The following is a 24,865-nucleotide window of genomic DNA, read 5'->3' on the forward strand; positions in this document are numbered from 1 at the left end:
TAATTAATTAATAAAATTTAAACAAGTGAAATTTGAATTATTAAAAATATATCAGGATGTTTCCAGTGGGAAGCTTACGCAAAAAGAAGCGTTAGAAAAAATCAAAGTTGTAAAGCAGCAAAATGCAGAAGAAACCAGAAGTGTGCTGTTGGCAAAATTTGATTGGACACCAGTTGTATTGGATGTCTCTTCTAACGACGAAATAGAATATGAACAATATCATTTGATTTTATGTGAAATATCACATTTAAAAGAGAAGCATATTAATAGTTCACTTTCGCCAAGTAAGGTTTGGAGTTTCTCGGTAGACCAAAAACAAAACATTTCTGAGAGATTTAGCGAGTATGCTCTTTCCTGTTTTGAATTGATTCAAAATATACTAATCAACAAACCAGAAGGAAAAGTACTGATCCAGTTGGTTGTACCTAATGAAGGAGAGGATATAATTTTAGCGGGGCTTTCCGGATTGTTGAAAACTGCTGCTTTGGAAAACCCGTTACTAGTTCCTCAACTTCTTCTTATTGATCCGAAAGTTCAAGCAAATGATCTTGCATTACAACTGAAGGATAACCAATCCAATCCAGATGATCAATTGATAAAATATGAACAAGATATCCGATATGTTTTAAAGAGAGAAGAAATACATGCCATAGAAGTACACCCCAAAATAGCCTTTAAAGATCAGGGAGTTTATCTGATCACTGGCGGTATGGGAGGTCTAGGTCTTTTATTTACCAAAGAGATTCTTAAACAAACCACACGATCCAGGATTATACTAACAGGGCGTTCTGTATTGACTCCCGAAAAGAAAATACTTTTAGAAGAACTTCCTTCTCGCAACAATGAAGTAGAATACTATCAACTAGAACTAGATAATGCAAAAGAAGTTAATAAAGTTATCTCCGATATTGTTAAAGAAAAAGGAGGATTAAATGGTATTCTGCATTGTGCAGGGATGACTTCTGACAATTTTATAATAAAAAAGACTAGTGAAGAATTTATCAGAGTATTATCTCCCAAAGTAAGGGGGACGTACAATTTGGATCAGTCCAGCAAGGATATAGATCTGGATTTCATGGTATTGTTTTCTTCGGTAGCTTCTCAATTGGGAAATGTTGGCCAGTCTGACTATGCAGCTGCGAATGGTTTTATGGATGAGTTTGCGATATATCGTAATCAAGAAGTTGCAAGGGGACATCGTATAGGGCATACCCTATCTGTCAATTGGCCATTGTGGGAAGAAGGAGGAATGCAAATAAATAGAGAGAATCAAGAAGTATTACGTAAAAAATTTGGAATGTATCCCATGCCTGCAACTACAGGAATAGATGCATTTTATAAAACCTTAGAGTTAGGTTATGGGCAGGCTTTGGTAGTAGAAGGTAACTCAACCCAAATACGAAGAACATTTCTTGAAAATCGAGAAGAGAAAGCAAAACCTGTGTTAGCATCATCACATAATGGACAACAAGTAGTTTCTACAATAAATACTGAAAATCTTCAAGGAAAAACTGAAAAATACTTATGTGATCAATTTGCTATTTCATTAAAACTAGCCTCCCATAAAATAGATCCTAACGCACCTCTTGAAAAGTATGGTATTGACTCTATATTGGCAATGAGTTTGACAGATCAACTGGAAAAGACTTTTGGCTCTTTACCTAAGACGCTATTTTTTGAATATCAAACCATTCATGAGTTAGCAGAATATTTTAGTAAATCACATGCTTCACAGTTATCTAAGCTTTTTATGCTTGGAAAGAAATTTCAGGAAAAAGAAATAGAAAAAACACCTAAGAAAGAGACAGGAAGTAGTAGTAAAATACGATTAAACCGTAGACGTAGAATCGTAACTCCAAAGGGAACAGATAAATTGATTGAATCTGACCCTATAGCGATTGTAGGTTTAAGTGGCCGTTATCCCGAGTCAGAAAATATAGATGCCTACTGGAAGAATCTTCGGGAAGGCAAGGATTGTATTACAGAAGTTCCCAAAGATCGATGGGACTGGCGTGATTATTATAGTGATGATCGTACAGAAGCAGGCCGTCATTATAGTAAATGGGGCGGTTTTATAGCAGGAGTAGATGAATTTGATCCAAGGTTTTTTAATATATCGCCACGTGAAGCAACTTCGATAGATCCCCAGGAGCGTTTGTTTTTAGAACATGTTTGGATGGCAATAGAGGATGCTGGATATACTCGGTCGAGTTTACAGATCCCGCATAAAGATGGATTGCCTGGTCAGGTTGGGGTATATGTTGGGATGATGTATAGTGAGTATCAGTTGTTTGGAGCTGAAGCAAGTATGCAAGGTAATCCGATGTCCTTATCGGGTAGTTATGCAAGTATTGCCAATCGAGTATCGTATTTTCTAAATTTACATGGCCCCAGTATGACGTTGGACACGATGTGTTCTTCCTCATTGACAGCGATCCATTTGGCTTGTCAGGATCTAAAGGAAGGACGTACAGACTTGAGTATTGCAGGAGGGGTTAATGTTAGCGTTCATCCTAATAAATACCTGATGCTAAGTACAGGTCAGTTTATTTCCAGTGAAGGTCACTGCCAGAGTTTTGGAGAAGGTGGAGATGGCTATATTCCCGGAGAAGGAGTAGGTACTGTTATCTTAAAGCGACTTTCCGAAGCAAAAAGAGATGGCAACCATATTTATGGAGTAATAAAAGGTAGTTCCCTTAACCACGGAGGGAAGACCAATGGTTATAGTGTTCCCAATCCTAAGGCCCAGGCAAGTGCTATTCGTCAGGCATTGACAGCATCGGGTACAGACCCTCGACATATTAGTTATATCGAGGCTCATGGTACGGGTACTAAACTAGGGGATCCTATTGAGATATCTGCCCTTACCAAAGCATTTGAGGAAGGTAATGATGTTATTAAGACGGGATATTGCCAGATTGGTTCTGCCAAGTCCAATATAGGACACTGCGAATCTGCCGCAGGTATTGCCGGTTTAACCAAGGTATTGCTACAGATGCGTTACCGCCAGATTGTTCCGTCGTTACATTCAAATCGTTTAAACCCTCATATAGATTTTGATAAAACTCCTTTTATAGTTAACCAGGAACTCCGCGACTGGGATGCTCCTATACTAGATGGTAAGGAATTACCTCGAATAGCAGGTATTTCGTCCTTTGGAGCAGGAGGATCAAATGCTCATTTGATTATAGAAGAATATATAGATTCAGATATACTTTCCTTCAATGGATCAGGATCAGATTTTATGATCCCTTTATCAGCCAAAAAGCCATTGCAATTAGAACAAAAGATAAGAGATCTGCTGGATTTTATCCGTTTTTCGATTGCATCAGGAGATTTCCTTGATCTGGGAGCTATGGCGTATACCTTTCAGGTAGGTCGGGAATCGATGGATGAACGTGTTGGTTTTGTGGCTAGCTCTATCGATGAGTTGACTCAAAAACTAGAATCTTACCTGAAAAGTACAGATAATATAACAGGTATTTATCGCGGTCAGGTAAAACGTGACCAGGACTCACTTACGAGTTATGCGACAGGAGGTTTGGACATCGAACAAATGGTTCAACAATGGATAAAAGATAGAAATTATTTATCTTTAATAGAGGTATGGAGCAAAGGTCAGGATATTGACTGGCAGGAGTTGTATGTAAATACCCATCCCAAACTGATCAGCCTTCCTACCTATCCTTTTGCCAGGGAGCGATACTGGATAGATATAGTAGATACTAAAGCATCTGTAAAGGGTAAGGTTACCTCAGCGCTTCACCCATTGCTACATCGTAATATTTCTGATCTATCATATCAGGTTTATAGTTCAACCTTTAGAGGGGACGAGTTTTATATCTCTGGTTCTCAGGATCGAGAACTTCCAGTATCGGTGTATTTAGAAATGGCTCGGGCTGCGATAGCGGATTCCTTACCGAATAAGGAAAAATCTACTACCATTGAGTTTAGAGATATTGTTTGGACAGGCCCGTTATCTATCCAAAAGGATTTACGAGTAGATATCGCTTTGTTACCTCAAACCAAAGACATTATAGATTTTGAGATCTATGGCCAGGAAGGAGAAGAAGAATTGATCTATTGCCAGGGAAGTAGTATTGTATCTACTGAGTCATCTAAGGCTATTTTGGATATAGCTATGCTTAAGAAGCAAATAGGTAATGAAGGAATAAGAAGTGCTTATGATCTTCCTTTATCAGAGGTTGTGAGTGTATATCACAATAGTACACAATTATTGATACAGTTAACTCTTCCAGAATCATTGCCATTAAGTGAAGAGACATATAGATTACACCCAACGATGCTAGAGAATGCACTTCAGTTGGGAAGTCGATTATTTGCTGGAGATCATCAGAAGGTATTACCTATGGGAATAGCTTCCTTAGAGGTAATTGATAGTTGTACCCGTGAGATGTTTGTTTGGCTTCGTCCTTCAAATCAAGCAGGTACTCTAGATATCGACTTGTGTAACAAACAAGGCGAAGTATGTGTTCAAGTTCGTGGAGTGGGCTATGAGGGAGAAGTTAAAATTCTGGAAGAAGCACTTGTTAGGGAGTACGAAGTATCCGGGGTATCATTACCTCCTAAAGAAGTAGATATGCTACCAAAAGAACTTCCGATTCCCACACGAGTTTTGCATACAACAGATGATACTATTATTTCTTCAAGAGAGGATTTTGATAAAGTATCAGTTTCTAAACCTGCTAATATCTCACTCAAGTCACTTAATGATATAGATTCTGAAGATATACCCCCGAGAGTAACACCCAAAGCACAGTTTACCCTTGACCATACTGCTGGACATGCATTAGAAGTATCTAATGCTTCAAAGGCGATCTCTTCTATAAAATTATATGATAGGAGTCAGGGAGTTTACAGTCTTGATATTGATACAAAAACAGGCAATACACTTTCTAAAGAATTAATAGAAGAATTGGTGCATAGTCTTGATTATGTAAAAACCCTTCCGTTGTTAAAAGTATTGATATTAACAGGCACGGGTGAAACGTTCCTTCAAGGTGATCGGGAGGCTTATAATGAATCTATAACTCAAGGGCTTTACCAATCTATAGTGTCTTTTCCTTATCCAATAATAGCAGAGATGCAGGGAGATGCCATGGGATCAGGTTTCTTACTGGGAGCTTTATGTGATTTTATGGTTTGTAGTGAGGACTCGCGATATGGTTATACAGATATAACAGTTGGATTGTTTCCTGCTAGGAAAGAAGAATCTTTGTTTGGTGAGCGTTTAGGAGATGTGCTTTCCAGAGATTTTTTATATCGTTTTGGAGTATCAACAGGGGCTGCTTTGAAGAAAAGAGGTTGGAGTGTTCCGATTGTTACTTCTAATGAAGTGCACCAATATGTAGAAGATCTAGCCTTATCATTGAGTGAAAAGCCTGTAACTTCTCTTGGATTATTAAAGCAGCATCTTGGTCGTGATCTAGAGAAGCAAGTAGCAGGATTAAAGCAGGTAAATACTTTTAAGGCAGAAGATAAATTCACAGGATCTGATAATGTGGTAACCACCCGATCCAAATACATAGAACTGGAGTCCCCTATAGAGGGAGTGCTCACAATCAGGATAGCTACAGGAGATAAAAACTATAAACTAAAAACCCTTATTTCCGGTTTAGAGGATATTTTAAATCAGTTAGAAAATACATCGGCTTATAAGGTTATTGTACTTAGCAGCGCAGCCAAAGACTTTTTAAGGGTATCTAAATTATCAAATTCAGTATCGTCTATTAAACAACTTCAAAACCTACTGATTAATGCTCCTGTTCCCGTGATTGCAGCTTTTGAAGGAAATGCTACAGATATAGGTTGGTTACTAGGTCAGTGTTGTGATGTGTGTATCTATCATACCGAAGGTATATATTCGGCTTCGGGGCTAGTTGGAGTAGCAGAAATAGGTAGTTTATCACTTCCGTTTTTTGTTCGTGGGTTAGGAGATTACCTGGCTCAGGAGGTATTGCTTACCGGTAGGGAGTATAGTGGTTTGGAGCTACAACAGCAGAGAGGTTCTGTAGTGCTTTCAGCAGATCCGATTATAGAGGCCTTAGATCAGGCTGGATATTGGTCATCGCTACCTATTGAAGTTATACGAGATTGGAAAAAGGCTCAGCAGACGATATTAAGATCAGTATTAGATAAGTTACCAATCTGGATAGAAAGCGAAGAAGTAGGTTCAACCTCATTACCAGAGGTAGTAACAGCAATAGGATTAACATCACAAGTTATAAAAGCTACTGTTCATCCAGAAGGAATAGTGGAGATAAAGATGGAAGACCGAGAGGCCAAGAATATGTTTTCAGATGCCTTTATGGAAGGAATGATAGAGATCTTCGATCATATAGCCGCATCTTCCATATACAAGGTGGTGATCTTAACAGGATATGACAGTTACTTTGCATCTGGTGGTACCAAAGAGAGTCTATTGGCAATCCAGAAAGGTAAGGCTAAATTTACCGATACAAAGATCTTTCAACTGGCACTGGATTGTAATATTCCTGTAATTGCATCAATGCAGGGCCATGGTATTGGAGCAGGATGGTCTATGGGTATGTTTAGTGATTTCCCAATATTAAGTAGAGAAAGTCATTATGTGAGTCCTTATATGAATTACGGATTTACTCCCGGAGCAGGTGCAACACTAATTTTTCCGAAGCGTATAGGTTATGATCTTGCGCGTGGTACATTGCTAACGGGAATAGAATATCCTGGAGAGGAATTAAAGAAAAAAGGAGTATCCTTACCGGTTGTTTCCCGTAGAGAGATTGGAGAGTTTACATTTACATTGGCCAGAGAATTAACGCGCAATACCCGTGATAGTTTAATTGCCTTTAAGCATCAGATGACTCGTGATGTCAAGGGGCATATAGAGGATATATGCGCACGAGAACTGACAATGCATGATGAGACTTTTGTAGGCCGTTTAGATACTCTAGCTCTAATAGAAGATAACTTTAAAACGGCATCAAGTACAAAAAATCAACAACTCATTAAAGAGAAACCAGTTTTATCTTCAGCTAAAAATACACCACAAGGTAAGTACACACTACCTATGGTTATCAATAAGCTCAAATTATTATTGGTCGGGGAGTTACACCTGGAAGAAGACGAAATTGAAGAGGATAGTCAGTTTGTAGATCTGGGGTTAGATTCTATTGTTGGGGTTACCTTTATCCGTAAGATCAATGAACTATATCATATTTCATTACAAGCTACTATCGTTTATAGTTATTCTACACTTTCAGCTTTGAGTGCTTATGTGTTGAAAGAAACTAGGGAACAAGAAAAAGAAGTTGTTGTATCAATTGAGTCATCAGTTTCTACTATTACTTCAACTAACACAGTACTTAGCAATGAAAGGCGATCAAATATACTATCAGATTTAAGACAATTATTAGCCAGGGAGTTACACCTGGAAGAAGAAGAGATTGATGAGGGCAGCCAGTTTGTAGACCTGGGACTGGACTCTATTGTAGGAGTTACTTTTATCCGTAAGATTAATGAAATGTTTGGTGTTTCATTACAGGCAACTATTGTATATAGCTATGCTACATTATCTGCATTAAGTGAGCATATACAACAAGAATTAGGAGTTCAAGTAGAGGAAGTGAGCAGTCCGACTGTTGATTTTCTACAGAAAGAAAAAAGAAGACAGCTAAAACAGATCGTAAGAAAAGAACTTAGCTCGTGGCGAAAAGATACTTCATTGCGCAATACTTCATTAAGAACAGATAAAGGTATTTCAGGAGGCATAGCTATTATTGGTATGTCTGGTCAGTTTCCCAAAGCAGAAAATGTTGATGTATTCTGGCAGAATATAGCTGGAGGTAAGGATTGCATCAGTGAGATACCTGAGGGACGTTGGGATATTGATAAATACTATGAAGATGGAGACGCTGTCCCGGGAAAGACCTATAGCAAATGGATGGGAGCACTGGAGGGGTATGACTTATTTGATCCTATGTTTTTTAATATCTCACCAGTAGAGGCCGAAAGTATGGATCCGCAACAGCGGTTGTTTTTACAATCCTGTTGGCATACTATAGAGCATTCAGGTTACAATCCACATGCATTTTCAGGTAGTAAATGCGGGGTATATGTCGGATGTGCTTATGGGGATTATCAAATGTTATCAAGAGAAGATCAATTAAGTGCTCAAGGTTTTACAGGAGGTTCTACTTCAATTCTGGCGGCTCGTATTTCTTACTTTTTAAATTTACAAGGTCCTTGTATATCAATGGATACAGCCTGTTCTTCTTCATTAGTAGCTATTGCCAATGCATGCGATGCCCTGGTATCGGGTAGTATTGATGCTGCTTTGGCTGGAGGAGTTTACGTAATGGCTGGTCCGGATATGCATATTAAAGCAGCGCAATCCGGTATGCTTTCTCCAGATGGTAAATGCCATACTTTTGATCAGCAGGCCAATGGTTTTGTACCTGGCGAAGGAGTTGGAACGGTTATGCTCAAAAGAATAGAGGATGCCGAAAAAGATGGAGATAATATCCTCGGAGTGATCAGAGGTTGGGGCGTTAACCAGGATGGAAAGACCAATGGTATTACAGCTCCTAACACAGAATCACAAACCTTGTTAGAACAACAGGTATATAATCAGTTCCAAATAGACCCAAATAATATCCAGTTGATAGAGACTCATGGTACTGGTACGAAGTTGGGAGACCCTATCGAAATAGAAGGATTACGTAAGACCTTTAAAAAATATACTCAGGAAAAAGAATATTGTGCCTTGGGTTCAATAAAGAGTAACATAGGACACTGTTTAACCGCAGCCGGAGTAGCAGGGGTTATTAAGGTACTACAATCCTTAAAACATCAGCAGTTACCACCCACTATAAATTTTGAACAGCTAAACGAACATATCAATCTGGATGATAGTCCGTTTTATGTAAACACTAAACTTAGAGACTGGAAGGTTGAAGAAGGTCAGCAACGGCAAGCGGCGATCAGTTCTTTTGGATTTAGTGGTACTAATGCACATTTGGTATTAGAAGAATATGTTCCTGAGCCTAGGATAGCAGATCAAAAATCGGTTCAGGTTGTTAGACAAGATGAAGCACTTATGATCCCGTTATCAGCCCGATCAGAAGAACAGCTACAACAAAAGGCATCTGATCTGTTAAGTTTTGTAAAAGAAAAGAAAGGATCTCTAAGTTTGTTAGAGATATCATATACCCTTCAAGTAGGCAGGGAAGCTATGGAAGAACGTCTTGGACTTATGATAAGTGAGGTGAATCAACTAATAGAAAAACTTCAGGATTACGTCCAGGGTAAAGAGAATATCAATGGTGTATATCGAGGGCAGGTAAAACGAAATAGAGAAGGTCTGCGTATCATCAGCAATGATGATGATATGAAAGAAACCATTATAGATAACTACATAAATCAAAGGAAATTATCGAAATTACTGGATTTATGGGTTAAAGGCCTGGAGTTGGATTGGAACAAACTTTACGGAGACCATAAACCTAATCGTATCAACTTACCATTGTATCCATTTGCCAGAGAACGGTACTGGGTTGATAGTGTTGAAGAAAAGAATAGTTATGCAAATGGGATCACAACATCATCCATTTTACATCCATTATTACATGCAAACACTTCAGACTTTAGTAAGCAGAGTTATAGTGCAACATTTAGCGGAAAAGAATTTTTTCTAAAAGACCATCAGGTTTTTAACCAGAAAGTCCTTCCAGGAGTGGCATATCTCGAAATGGCCCGCACTGCTATCGAAAAATCTATACCTTCACCTATAAAATCTACCATTTTAGAGTTGAACAACATCATTTGGATTCAACCTTTTGCTATAATAGATGAGAAGAAACAAATAAATATCGCCCTGTTTTTAGATGATTCGAATTCTGAACAGTACCCGCAAATAGATTACGAAATCTATAGTCATAATAAAGAAGAAGACATCATACATTTTCAAGGGAAAGCGGTTTTTAGTAATCAAACGATTCTAGAAAAAATAGATATTGATCAACTTAGAGATCAAATGACAGTTGGAAAGTTAGCACAAAACAATATTTATAACGCTTTTGCCCAAATGGGACTTCAATACGGACTCGCACATCAGGGGATACAAGTAATCTACCAAGGGGAAAGACAAGTACTGGCCAACTTAACCTTGCCAGAAACAGCTAAAAATGAACAAAATAATTATCTGTTACATCCTAGTTTAATGGATAGTGCTCTGCAGGCCACTATTGGCTTATTTCAGAATCTGGATCAAATTCCAGAGCAACCATTACTCCCTTTTGCACTAGGGTCTTTACGTATAATCTCTGCTTGTACCCCAGAAATGGTGATCTGGGCACGGTATGCTAAGGATAGTAAACCTGGAGATAAACTTATTAAAGTAGACCTTGATCTATGCGATCAGGAAGGAAATATATGCGTGCAGATTAGAGAGATGGCTTTTCGTGTTATGAAAAATGAGAAAGAGCCAATGAATACAACAACTGGTGATTTATTGAGCATCACTATTAATGGGACATCAACTTTTAATGATGTCTATTATCAAAGCCTTATCCAAAGCGTATTAAATAAAGAGCTTTCTGATGAAGAAGCTGTGGAATTAGTTTAACACTGAATTTTCGAGAAAAATTTGAAAGAAAAGATGAAGGAAAACCTAAAAAAAATATTCCAAGATATTTCCAAAGGAAAACTTACGCAAACTGAAGCATTAGAAAAAATTAAAACTATAAAGTTACAAGAACAAGGTAAAGTTATAGGAACAATGCTCTCTACTCCGGTTTGGAGAAAAGATATGTCAGTATCTGAAGGTGAAATACAATATACTGAGCATCATATCATTTTTTGCGAAATACCTCAGTTAAAGGAAAATGAAATAAAAGAGCTACTTCCAGATTGTCATTTTGTACGTTTATCCTCAGGAGAAGATCAAAGTATTGCCGACCGATATGAACGTCATGCTATGTCGTGTTTTGACTACCTCCAACAGATACTTTCTAATAAACCTCAGGGCAACATATTGATTCAGATAGTCATAGGTAATGACGTAGAACAGGTTGTTTTTATGGGGCTTTCGGGCTTGTTACAAACGGCTACTCTTGAGAATCCAGTACTGAAAGGGCAAATCATACGTACTCAGCTTGATATAGAGGCAAAAGAACTTTCTTTACAGCTTCAAGAAAATGTATCGAGTTTTGATCATCAGGTTAAATATGATCAGAATATCCGTTATGTTTTGAAAAGGGAAGAAATACTGGCGAGTGATGTAAGTCCTAAAATAGCATTCAAAGACCGTGGCGTATATCTTATTACCGGAGGTATGGGAGGTTTAGGTATTTTATTTATCAAAGAAATCCTAAAACAAACCAGTCATTCCAGAGTTATTGTAACCGGTCGTTCTGCATTGACTACAGAGAGAAAAGCAATTCTTGAAGCATTGCCGATACGTAACAATACAATTGAATATCGACAATTGGACTTAAGTAATTTAGAACAGGTAAACCAACTTATAATTACGATATCCAAAGAGTATAAACAATTAAATGGTATTCTCCATTGTGCTGGTATGACCTCTGATAATTTCATTGTTAAAAAGACAAGAGATGAATTTGGTAGTGTACTCATTCCAAAAGTAACAGGTACTTTCAACCTGGATCAGGCTAGTAAGGATATTGACTTAGACTTTTTGGTGTTGTTTTCTTCTGTGGCATCGCAAATAGGCAATGTAGGTCAGGCAGATTATGCAGCGGCTAATGGATTTATGGATCAATTTGCTGTGTACCGAAATCAGTTGGTTCAAAAAGACCAACGACAGGGACACACCTTATCTATCAACTGGCCACTATGGCAAGACGGTGGTATGCAAATAGATCAGGCAAGTCAGGAGGTATTAAAACAAACTATGCAAATACAACCGATGGAAACCATTGTTGGAATGCATGCATTTTATTGTAGTCTGGAATTAAACCAAGATCAGGTCCTGGTAATAAAGGGTGATTTATCTCAATTACATAACAATAAAAAAATAGATCAAAAGATTATAAATTCTCCAATGATTACCAACAACGGTCATAGTGATCTTTTTGAAAAAACTGAAGATTACTTGTGTAAAGAATTCTCTTTACTATTAAAGTTGACTTCTCGTAAGATTGACCCTCAGGAACCATTAGAAAAATATGGTATCGACTCCATACTAGCAATGAAATTTACAAGCCAGTTAGAGGAAACCTTTGGTGCTTTGCCAAAAACACTATTTTTTGAATACCAAACTATTAGAGAGCTTACAGAATACTTTGTGAAATCATATCAGCATCAACTAACCGCGCTTTTTGATTCAACACCAGGTAATAACATTAGTATTGAAAAATTGGCCGATATTAAATCTGAAACCGATGAACGAATAGCGCATAAACTGATTTCTGGTAAACGCTTTAGTCGTTCTCGTTTAACCAATTCTATACACTCAGTTCCTGCAGATTCTGTTGCTATAGTAGGTTTAAGTGGTCGTTACCCGAACTCGGTTGATATAGCTGCATATTGGGATAATCTTAAAGAGGGCAGGGATTGTATTACAGAGATTCCTAAAGACCGCTGGGACTGGCGAGCGTATTACAGCGAAGACCGTAGTAAAAGTGGTTATCATTATAGTAAATGGGGTGGTTTTATAGAAGGAGTAGATGAATTCGATCCAAGATTTTTTAATATTTCTCCCAGAGAAGCCGCATCAATCGATCCCCAGGAGCGTTTATTTTTACAACATAGTTGGATGGCGATTGAGGATGCAGGATATACTCGCTCTAGCCTACAGATACCTCGTAAAGAAGGACTGGCAGGTCAGGTAGGAGTTTATGCAGGTGTGATGTACGGAGAATATAATCTATCCGGAAGCTTGGCCAGTATAGCTAACCGTGTTTCTTATTTTTTAAACCTTCATGGCCCTAGTATGACGTTGGATACGATGTGTTCTTCTTCACTAACTTCAATTCATTTAGCGTGTCAGGATTTAAAGGAAGGCCGTACAGATTTAGGGATTGCAGGTGGAGTTAATGTAAGCATTCACCCGAATAAATACCAGATGCTTAGTTCTGGTCAGTTTATCTCGAGTGCAGGTCATTGCCAGAGTTTTGGAGAAGGAGGGGATGGTTATATTCCTGGCGAAGGAGTCGGAGTTGTGGTTTTAAAAAGATTATCAGAGGCTAAGCGGGATGGGAATCATATCTATGGAGTGATCAAAGGAAGTTCACTTAACCATGGGGGTAAGACCAATGGTTATAGTGTTCCTAATCCTAAGGCTCAGGCGAGTGCTATTACAGAGGCACTTAAAATATCAGATACTGATCCTCGTCATATTAGTTATATAGAAGCTCATGGTACAGGTACAAAGCTTGGGGACCCTATTGAGATAGCCGCATTATCTAAGGCGTTTGAAGGAGATCAAACTGAAAAAGATAAGGGTTATTGTTTACTAGGATCAGCCAAGTCCAATATTGGGCATTGCGAATCAGCAGCAGGTATTGCAGGTTTGACTAAAATAGTGTTACAGATGGCACATGGTCAAATAGTTCCATCGTTACATTCTAAGCGTTTAAATCCTCATATTGATTTTGATAATACTCCCTTTATTGTAAATCAGGAGTTAAGGGATTGGGACCCTCCTGTAGTAAACGGTAATGAATTACTTCGTGTCGCAGGTATTTCCTCATTTGGAGCAGGAGGTTCTAATGCTCATATTATTCTAGAGGAATACATTAATGTAGATCGTCCTGTTCTAAATACTGATCAAGTTATTGATGTAGGAATTGTTTTATCGGCACGTACCTCTGATCAATTGAAACAAAAGGCAGTTGACCTGTTAGGTTACCTTGGTATGTCTGATCAGGAGAGTACTGATATTGACTTGACTTCGATGTCTTATACCTTACAAATAGGTCGGGAGGCGATGGATAAGCGTTTTGGCCTTGTGGTGAGTTCGATAGTTGAGTTGAAAGAAAAACTAGAATCCTATCTTGATGATACGAAAGAAGTAGAAGGAGTGTATCAGGGTGAGGTCAAACGAGATGAAGATTTTTCTGAGTTAGCTGCTGATACAGTGATTCAAGAATGGATATCAGATAAAAAGATAGCTAAGCTATTAGACGTTTGGGTAAAAGGTTATGTTATGGATTGGCGCCAATTGTATGGTGATGTACTTCCTGGACTGATGAGTCTTCCGACATATCCTTTTGCCAGAGAACGTTATTGGACAGCTGTTAGTGATACCGCATCACAGGTAGAAAATAATACAGCAATCTCAGTATTGCATCCTTTAGTGCATAGCAATACTTCAGATCTTAAGAATCATAAATATAGTTCGACTTTTAGAGGTGATGCATTTTTTATCTCGAGTTTATCTACTGGTCATAAGGAAATTTCGGTAGCTGTTTATTTAGAAATGGCTCGTGCAGCAATTGCAGAAGCATTACCCAAAGAAAAGACTCCACATTTTTTGGAGTTTAGTAATACAGTTTGGTCAGGTCCTTTAATTTTTAGAGATGATATAGAAGTGCATATCGTCTTATTTGAGCAAACAGAAGAAAGTGTTTGTTTTGAGGTGTATAGTGATATTGAAGGGAAAGAAGTAATTTATTGTCAGGGAGAGGTTATATTACATAATGAGCTTCCTTTAAAAACATTAGACATCAAGGCTCTTAGAGCTAAAATGAAAAGAAGTGTATTGTCTTCTTCCCGCAAGAACATAGCTTCCATTTTTCAGGGAGATAAGCAATTATTGGCAGAGTTAAGTTTACCAGAAGATTTGCTTTCAGAAGAAGAAGTTTATGTTTTACACCCAGGTATCCTTAAGGAAGTATTACAATCTGGCTTATTGTTATTTTCTCGTACAGCTTTAGAACCTACTGGTATAGATTCTTTACAAATCAAGAGTAGTTGTGTCGCTAATATGTGGGTATGGGCTCGTTATAGTTCTGGTAGAGCAGATGCTTTAGATATCGATTTATGTGATCAAGAAGGTAATGTATGTGTACAGATGTACGGGGTTAGTTACCAGGAAGTGATTCACGACTTTATAGAGGAAACTTTTAGTCAACAGGAAGTAGTAAAACCATCGTTAGATTTAGAAGAAATTCAGCGATCGCCACGAGAACTATCAATACCGATTCCTTCAAAGATAGTATTAGAAAATTCAGAAGTAGAAAAGTTCACAGATAGTATATTAGAAAAACCAACTCAAATTTTATTAGTTACTCCAGATACTTTTGGTATAGAAGAAATGAAAGATTCTGTGTTGGATAAAACAACTACCACTCTTTCTGATATAATACCTTATAATAATCAGAGAGGAGAACTTACCAACGCTTCATTAATTAAGTTATTTGATCACGATAAAGGGTTGTATTCACTAGTTATATCTGCACCTGATAAAAATACGCTTTCTTCAGATTTGATTTCAGAATTGGTAGAAGCATTAGCATATGTAAAGGAGATTTCTTCATTAAAAGTATTGTTATTGCGTGGTGGTAATGTGTTCTTACAAGGAGACAGAACATCTTATAATGAATCAGTAAGATCAGGATTATATCAAGCTATAGCATCTTTTCCTTTTCCGATAATTGCCGAGATGAAAGGATCTGCTATTGGAACTGGATTTCTGATAGGTGGGTTGTGTGATTTTATGATGTGTAGTGAAGAGAGTAAGTATTCTTTTACAAATTATAAGGAAGGATTTTTTCCTGGTCTAGAAGAAGAGTTATGGTTTAAAGAACGATTTGGAAATGCTCTTGCTCATAGCTTTCTATATCAATCTGAAGGATTAACAGGCAAGGCTTTACAAGAACAAGGATGTGGTTGTCCCATTCTTGTATCGGATCAGGTAAGTTCTTTTACAGAGAGTTTTGCATTAGATTTTTGTGAGAAATCAAAGGACGCTCTGCAGCTATTAAAGCAACATTTGGGGCGTAAGCTATTTACATTGACAGAACAACTGGTTGTAGTACCTACAATACAGGTAGAAAGTACAGTAACTACAAAACCACAACTTACCTTTGATTCAAAGTATTTGAAGTTAGAAGCCGATACAGATCATGTATTAACAATTACATTACATACTAGAGAGAAGAACTACTCGCTAGAAAATATTATTTCAGGGTTAAATACTATTTTTACTCAACTAGATAAAGACAATTATTATAAAGTGATTGTTCTAAGTAGTGATATTGCTGATTTTGTTTCAGTATCTGATTTGGAGGGTTCGAAGGAAGTCGTTTTAGAATTTCAGGACTTGATTCTAGAATCTCCGATTCCCATAGTTGCTGTAATAAATTCTAATGCTAAAGATATCGGCTGGTTGATCAGTTTATCTTGTGATGTTTGTATTTACCATGCACAAGGCGAGTATTCTGTATCAGGTCTTATAGAAGTTCCTGAGCTGGCAATGCGATCAGCTATGTTATTTAGTCATCGGTTAGGACGTACTATGAGTAAAGAATTACTGCTGGCAGGTAAAACCTATACTGGTACTGAGTTACAAGATCAGTTAGGTTCATTGATTGTAACAGATGATGTTTTTTCAGAAGCATTAAATCAGGTATCAAGGTGGGTGAAGTTACCTTTAGAAGCTATACGGACTTGGAAAAATGAACAAATTTCAATACAGAAGAAAACGATAGAAGAGTTACCGGTTTGGTTTGAGGAGCAAACAAAAACTTCAGAGTTATTACCGAAAACTATAACAGACATTACTCTTAGCACAAAAGCTATAAAAGCAAAGAGTTATCCAGAAGGTATTGTTGAGGTTACGATGGAAGATCGGGAGGCAAAGAATATGTTTTCAGATGCTTTTATAGCAGGAATGATAGAGGTGTTTATGCATATTGCAGAACACCCTTCTTATAAGGTGGTGGTATTAACAGGTTATGACAATTATTTTGCATCTGGAGGTACCAAGGATAGTTTATTGGCGATCCAGGAAGGGAAAGCTAAATTTACAGATACCAAGATTTTTGAATTAGCTCTAGACTGTAAGATTCCGGTGATCTCGGCGATGCAAGGTCATGGCATTGGAGCAGGTTGGTCTATGGGTATGTTTTCAGATTTTGTTTTGTTTAGTGAAGAGAGTCGTTATGTAAGCCCATATATGAGATATGGATTTACTCCTGGAGCAGGAGCTACTTTGATCTTTCCAGATAAAATAGGATATGATCTTTCTCGGGAGACCTTATTGAGAGGAGTTGAATATTCCGGAAAAGCATTACAAGATAAAGGAATGTTTTTCCCCGTTTTTCTTAGAAAAGAGATCCATTCAGCAGCACTTGTACTAGCTCGACAAATAGTAAGATATTCTCGCAAAAATTTAGTTGCGATCAAAGATCAATTGACAGTGCATCTTAAAAAACGATTGGAAACAACGTATAGTCATGAACTGGCAATGCATGAAAAAACATTTGTAGGAAGACAGGATACTTTACAACAGATTGAGAGTCATTTCTATCAAGATCGTACAATTTCGAAAGAAGCTATTAATGCTACAGAAAAATTACCTTCTGTAAATATTGAAGATACTGTTTCACGTACAGATGTATTACCAGATATTATCTCAGATCTCAAAAAACTACTGGCTAAGGAGTTACATTTATCAGAGGATGAGATTGATGAGAATAGCCAGTTTGTAGATTTGGGGCTGGATTCTATTGTAGGGGTAACCTTTATACGTACCATTAACGAAAAGTATGCCCTTTCTTTACAAGCTACTATTGTGTATAGTTATGCTACACTGGCAGCATTAGGGACTCATATTAAGGAAGCATCAGAAAAACAGGGAATATCTGTAAGTAGATCAGTGACATCAACAATCACAGATATACCCAAAAAAGAACCAGAGGCAAATACTCAAAGTATATTTCCTAATATTCTTTTAGATTTAAAGAAACTACTGGCCAAAGAGCTACATTTATCAGAAGATGAGATTGATGATAATAGTCAGTTTGTAGATTTAGGATTAGATTCGATTGTAGGAGTAACTTTTATACGTACCATTAACGAAAAATATGGGCTTTCACTACAAGCTACCATTGTCTATAGTTATTCAACTCTGAGTGCTCTTAGTGATCATATTCAGGATGAAATAAAACAACAGGGAGTACTTATAACAAACTCTACTGTTGCTACTGATATCCCAGAAAAGGTTTTTCAAAGTGATATTCCAAAAGCAGTTAAAGGTAGACGTCTTACATCTTTACGCAAAGGTTTACAAGGAAATGCTAATCAATTCACAAAATCATCCTCTCGATCACAATCTATTGCAGTTATAGGCATGTCGGGTCAGTTTCCAAACGCAGGTGATGTAGAATCATTTTGGCAGAATATTGCTCAGGGAAAAAATTGTATTCGTGAGATTCCTAAGAAGCGTTGGGATATTGAAAAGTATTATCAGGCAGGAGAGGCTGTTGCAGGCAAGACGTATAGCAAGTGGATGGGAGCTTTAGAAGGCTATGACCTTTTTGATCCAATGTTTTTTAATATATCTCCTATTGAGGCAGAAAGTATGGATCCACAACAGCGATTATTTTTAGAGGCCTGTTGGCATACGATAGAACATGCAGGATATAATCCGCATGTATTTTCGGGTAGTAAATGTGGGGTATATGTAGGATGTGCAGCCGGAGATTATCTTCAGCAATCAAAAAAACATCAATTGAGTGCTCAGGGATTTACTGGTGCTGCCGGTTCTATTTTGGCATCACGAATTTCCTACTTTTTAAATTTACAAGGGCCTTGTGTCTCTATAGATACTGCCTGTTCCTCTTCATTAGTAGCTATTGCTAATGCGTGTGATGCTTTAGTATCTGGTAGTATTGATTCCGCTCTTGCAGGAGGCGTCTATATAATGGCGACACCTTCTATGCATATTATGAGTTCACAATCTGGTATGCTTTCTCCAGATGGTAGATGCCATACTTTTGATCAGCGAGCCAATGGTTTTGTACCAGGCGAAGGAGTTGGAGTGGTGATGCTAAAAAGGTTAGAAGATGCAGAAAAAGACAACGACACTATTTTGGGAGTAGTACAAGGATGGGGTATTAACCAGGATGGAAAGACTAATGGGATTACGGCTCCTAATACAGAATCCCAAATACAATTAGAACAACAAGTGTATGATCAATTTGATGTAGATCCGAATAATATTCAATTGATCGAGACGCATGGTACAGCTACCAAACTGGGAGACCCTATTGAGGTAGAAGGGTTACGTAGGTCTTTTCAAAAATATACCGAAGAAACAGCATATTGTGCCCTGGGATCTGTAAAAAGCAATATTGGTCACTGTTTAACAGCAGCCGGAGTGGCTGGTTTTATTAAAGTGCTACAGGCTATGAAGTACAAACAGTTGCCACCTACTATAAATTTTGAACAACTAAACGAACATATTAACCTGGATGATAGTCCTTTTTACGTAAATACAGAATTAAGAGATTGGGAGGTTAGGGAATCACAACAACGTCAGGCCGCAATCAGTTCTTTTGGATTTAGTGGTACCAATGCGCATTTGGTGATGGGTGAATACGTTTCTCAGAACCAGGAAGCGGTTAAACGACCTGTTCAGGTCATTACACAAAACTCGGATTTTATAGTTCCTTTATCAGCCAAATCTGAAGAACAGTTAAAACAAAAGGCTTCAGATTTATTGGAGTTTATTAAAAAGGAGAAGGGAGAGTTAGATTTGATCGATATGGCGTATACTTTACAGGTAGGTAGAGAAGCGATGGAGGAACGCCTTGGTTTTATGGTGAGGGATATCGATCAACTTACAGAAAAACTTCGAGCTTATAGTGAGGGAGAGGATTCTATTCGTGGTGTCTATTTGGGACAGGTGAAGCGCAATAAAGAAGGTTTACAAATCATTAGTAATGATGATGAGATAAAAGAAACCATTGTAGATAACTATATAAGTCAAAAGAAACTATCGAAATTACTGGATTTATGGGTTAAAGGTCTGGAGTTAGATTGGAACAAACTCTACGGAGACCATAAACCTAAGCGTATTAACTTGCCGTTGTATCCATTTGCGAGAGAGCGGTATTGGATTGAAAAAACGGTTGATGATTATAAAAAAGAGAATAAAAAAGCTCTAGAAGTACTTCATCCATTAGTACATAAAAATACTTCAGACCTTCGTCAGCAAAGCTATAACACCATATTTGATGGTGAAGAATTTTTTATCAGAGAAAATAAGATTCAGGGTGATAACGTCTTACCGGGATTAGCTTGTTTAGAAATGGCTCGAGCAGCTATGATATTGGCAAATGCTCCCCAGGATGAATCTGCAGTAATTGAATTACACCATGTTTTGTTTACAAAACCAATTGTGATTGAAGAAACAAAGGAAGTTAGAATAGCATTGTTTGCAGGTGAGCAAATAGGTGTTGAAATTTATAGTACTGAAGAAGAACAAGAACTATATTTTCAGGGACAAGTTACGTATAGTCATCTAAATGAACCTGCTACACTTGATATTTTGCAACTCAAAGATGAAATGAAACAGATTGCTCTGAAACCTAAAGACATATACACAGATCTATCGAAAAAAGGATATGTGTACGGTTCTACTCTTCAGGGAATCTCAAGTATTTATCGAGGAGATAATCAATTATTAGCAGAAGTAAGCATACCACTTCTAGAAGAAAATGATCAAAAAGAATTTGTACTCTATCCTTCGATCATAGAAGGAGTGATGCAGGCATGTATTGGTTTAGTTACTGATATCGAATCTCTAAGTCAACCATTATTCCCGACCTCATTAGACGCTGTACGTATACTATCTTCCTGTACGAAGGAAATGAATATTTGGGTACGCATTAAAGATATAAAGACGACTAATCACGTACTAGATATTGACCTTATCGACCGGCAAGGGAATATTTGTATAGAAATGAGAGGGCTATTCTTACAGAGTCTTGACGAAATAAACAATACTTCCGAAAATGTAGAAAAAGCGATTGAAGTATACCAAGACAAGTATGATACTGCTGTTCTACAACCAGAAGAAGTATCTCAAAGTTTATTTTTTAAGGAATATTGGAAAGAGCAACCTCTTACTTTAGGTAATTCATTAACTAATAACAAGCAGATTATCATTTTTGCAGATAAAGAGTTTAAAGAGAGTATTGTAAATACCGATAATACTAGTCAGTTTGCAAAAGCAATTTTTGTATTTCAAGAACAGAAATACGAAAAAATTTCTGAAAACTTTTATCACTGCCGCCTCAATAATGTATCAGATATTCAAAAAGTGCTTAAAGATGTAAACGATAAAAGTAATAAGTCTATTGGGCTAATATATACTTGGGCAAAAAATAATAAAGAAAAAGGGATTCATGCATTGTTTAATGTATTTAAAGCCATTAAAAGATTTGATAATCCCGTTGATATTACATTAGTAGGTAACTATGACCCTTTATCTGTAGAAACATGCTGGGATTATTCCTGGATAGGCTTTGAGCGTTCCCTAAAATTGGTATTGCCTAATTCAAAGATATCATTACTTTATACAGATTCATCCGGATGTACGCCTCTGCAATTATTAGATGCCATACAACATCCTGGAGTAATTTGGTATAAAGATCAGCAAAGGTTTGAATTATCGTATAGGCCATTTAATCTTAGTGATACTACAAAAACACCAGTACTCCATAAAAATGGCAGTTATTTAATTACCGGAGGTGTTGGAAAACTAGGGTTTGAGTTGGCGCGTTATTTGGCTAAAGAGTATCAGGCAAAATTGTTACTACTTGGTAGAAGGCCATTAGTCTCTGAAATTCAGGAAAAGATTGATCAATTAAAACAAGAAGGAGCCAAAGAAGTTTACTATTATTCTGTTGATATTAGTAATAGAAAAGCAATAACGTCCTGGGCAAAAAACCTTCCTTTTAATTTATCAGGGATTATTCATGCAGCGGGAGTTGAAGGTTCTGAGGTTTTCTATGAAAAAACAACAAAAAGCATCAATGAGGTACTTCAACCTAAATCTAAGGGAATAATGGTATTAGATGAAATACTAAATGAACAACCTCTGGATTTTGTGTGTTATTTTTCATCATCAGCTGCTATGTTAGGTGATTTTGGATCTTGCGATTATGCAATAGCAAATCGTTTTCTAATGGCTTATGCTTATTATCGTGAGCAGAAAAACCAAAATAATGGAAAATCGGTTGTTATAAACTGGCCTTTTTGGAAAGATGGTGGCATGGGCAAAGGCGATTTTGAGCAAGCTGCATTTTATCTTAAAAGCAGTGGCCAGGAGGTACTCGAAACATCAGAAGGAATAACAATATGGAATGACATTATCCAATCTAATCAAACGCAAACACTGGTACTTAAAGGTAAACCTAAACGTGTTGAACAATTCTTAGATCGTACCTACGCAACTGAACCACTTGATCAATTATCATCGAATATTCAAAACCAACATGCTCACATGGGTAAAGGATGGAAGGCGCAATATCAAGACCTTTCACTACAAGAATGTATTTATGCTGATCTTATCAAGCTTGTATCTACAAGTCTGAAAATACCTTCAGAAAAACTGGACGGGGTGACTAATCTGGCAGATTATGGCTTTGATTCTATTAGTTTAACAACATTTGCAAAAGAACTAAGAACACATTTTTTTATTACAATAACTCCTGCTGTATTCTATAATTATTCGACTATTAAGAAGTTAAGCGATTACTTCGTTCAGGATTATCATAGTCACTTAGAAGAATTTTATAACAAACCACAGAATAAAGTAATTGAGAGGCAACAGGTAGATACGAAAAAACCAGTATTAAAGAAAACCGCAATCCCAAAACGCTTCTTACAAACTAAGTCCAAAGATACGTCATACTTTTCGAGCTCAGCTCAGGAACCTATTGCTATTATAGGGATGTCGGGACGTTTTCCAGGAGCCGATACAGCAGATCAATTATGGGAAATGCTAGAAAAAGGAGAGAGTGGTATTAGCGAGATTCCTTTATCCCGCTGGGATTGGCGTGATTATTTCTCAAAATCGAGAGATTCAGATAATAAAATCAGTACTAATAAAGGAGGTTTTATTAACAATGTGGATGAATTTGATCCTTTGTTTTTTGAAATTACACCTAGAGAAGCAGAAGCTATGGATCCCGGTCAAAGGATGCTTTTAATTGAAGCGTATAAAGCAATTGAAGATGCTCAAATTGATCCTTCATCACTACGGGGAACCCCGGTTGGTGTTTTTGCAGGAATGGAAGAAAGTCAATATAGTTCACTTATTTCTGATGAACAAGGAGTTGGTAATAGTGGCAATGCCATGATATCTTCCAGGTTGTCATACTACCTCGATTTACAAGGGCCTGCAATTGCGACCAATACAGCCTGTTCTTCAGGATTGGTAGCCATGCATCAGGCAATCACGAGTTTACGAAACAGAGAATGTGAATCAGCATTAGTTGCTGGTATCTCTTCTTTGATTTTATCGCCAGAATTCTATGTTAAGATGAGTCAGGCAGGAATGCTCTCACAAGATGGTCAATGCTATAGCTTTGCTAAAAAAGCTAACGGTATTGGTGCTAGTGAAGCAGTTGTAGTGCTTATGCTAAAACCCTTATCAGCAGCCATTGAAGCAGGTAACCCTATTTACGGAACCATTAAAGCCAGTGGTATCAACTTTGACGGGAAAACTAATGGAGTTACCGCACCTAGCGGTAAAAGCCAAGAAGCACTAATCAAAAATGTTTATACCAATTATGATATCAACCCTCGGGACATTTCACATATTATTGCACATGGTACCGGAACAAAATTGGGCGACCCTATTGAACTAAATGCCTTAAATGATGCCTTTAAAAAACTCATTGAAGAGCGACCAGATTCAAAACAAACGACTAATTGTGCGATAACTAGTTGTAAAAGTAACCTGGGGCACACAATGGCCGCTTCAGGATTGGTAAGTGTGGTTAGTCTGTTAAAAGGACTACAGCATAACAAAATACCTGCTACTATTAACTGTGAGGATGAAAATGATTATATAAGCTGGGAGAACAGCCCGTTTTATATTAATAAGATCACCAGAGAATGGAAAAAAGAAGAAGATAAACCTCGTATGGGAGGTATAAGTTCCTTTGGACGTAGTGGTACTAATGCTCATGTAGTCATTGAAGAATATACAACACCAATGACTCCTCAATTTTCTTCTGTTGTGCACCCCAGTGAAGATGCACAAATTATGATTGTTCTATCAGCTAAAACAGAGGAACAACTACTACAAAAAGTTAGTGATCTGTTAACTTTAATAAAAAATCCGGATCAAACTATTGATCTGCTTTCCATAGCTTATTCCTTACAGGTAACCCGGGAAGTTATGGAGATACGCTTAGGGTGTATTGTAAACTCTGTTGAGGAGTTGGTAGATAAACTACAGGCATATCTTAATTCAGAAAAAAATATTGAAAGCTTTTACAGAGGAGAAGCAAAACACTATGATACCTCGATATCCATATTTAATTCAGATACCGATTTACAGGAAACTATTGATAAATGGATAGCGAATAAAAAACTTTCGAAAGTACTCGAATTATGGGTTAAAGGTCTTGAGTTGGATTGGAAGAAACTCTATGGAGAAGTTAAACCTAAATGCATCGGCCTACCCAAATACCCATTTGCCAAAGAGCGATATTGGATCAAAAAAACGACATCAAAGCATGTAATAGAAAATACACCTGTAGCAATTAATAAGAACTATGAAATCATAGAAAATCTTGTTGATCAGATTGAAAATGAATCCATTGCAACAGATCAAGCTATTGGCTTACTAAAGAAATATAGCACATATTAATAAATA

At 37.3% G+C, this 24,865-nt stretch carries 2 protein-coding genes; both read left to right on the forward strand.

The window, feature by feature from the left end; all coding sequences use genetic code 11:
• The first annotated feature begins 25 nt into the window (after positions 1-25).
• The gene (locus tag DK441_RS14045; RefSeq protein ID WP_109851289.1) at positions 26-10,624 is read left to right on the forward strand and encodes an SDR family NAD(P)-dependent oxidoreductase; all 10,599 of its coding nucleotides are present in this window, start codon (positions 26-28) and stop codon (positions 10,622-10,624) included.
• Positions 10,625-10,657: 33 nt separating this feature from the next.
• The gene (locus tag DK441_RS14050; RefSeq protein ID WP_109851290.1) at positions 10,658-24,859 is read left to right on the forward strand and encodes an SDR family NAD(P)-dependent oxidoreductase; all 14,202 of its coding nucleotides are present in this window, start codon (positions 10,658-10,660) and stop codon (positions 24,857-24,859) included.
• Positions 24,860-24,865: the final 6 nt, after the last annotated feature.

Origin of the sequence: Aquimarina sp. AU58, from assembly GCF_900312745.1 — a bacterium.
Lineage (GTDB): Bacteria > Bacteroidota > Bacteroidia > Flavobacteriales > Flavobacteriaceae > Aquimarina > Aquimarina spinulae.

Bases quoted from the DNA above. Each gene is read 5' to 3' on its own strand.
- DK441_RS14050 (WP_109851290.1), top strand. From the start codon at position 10,658: ATGAAGGAAAACCTAAAAAAAATATTCCAAGATATTTCCAAAGGAAAA.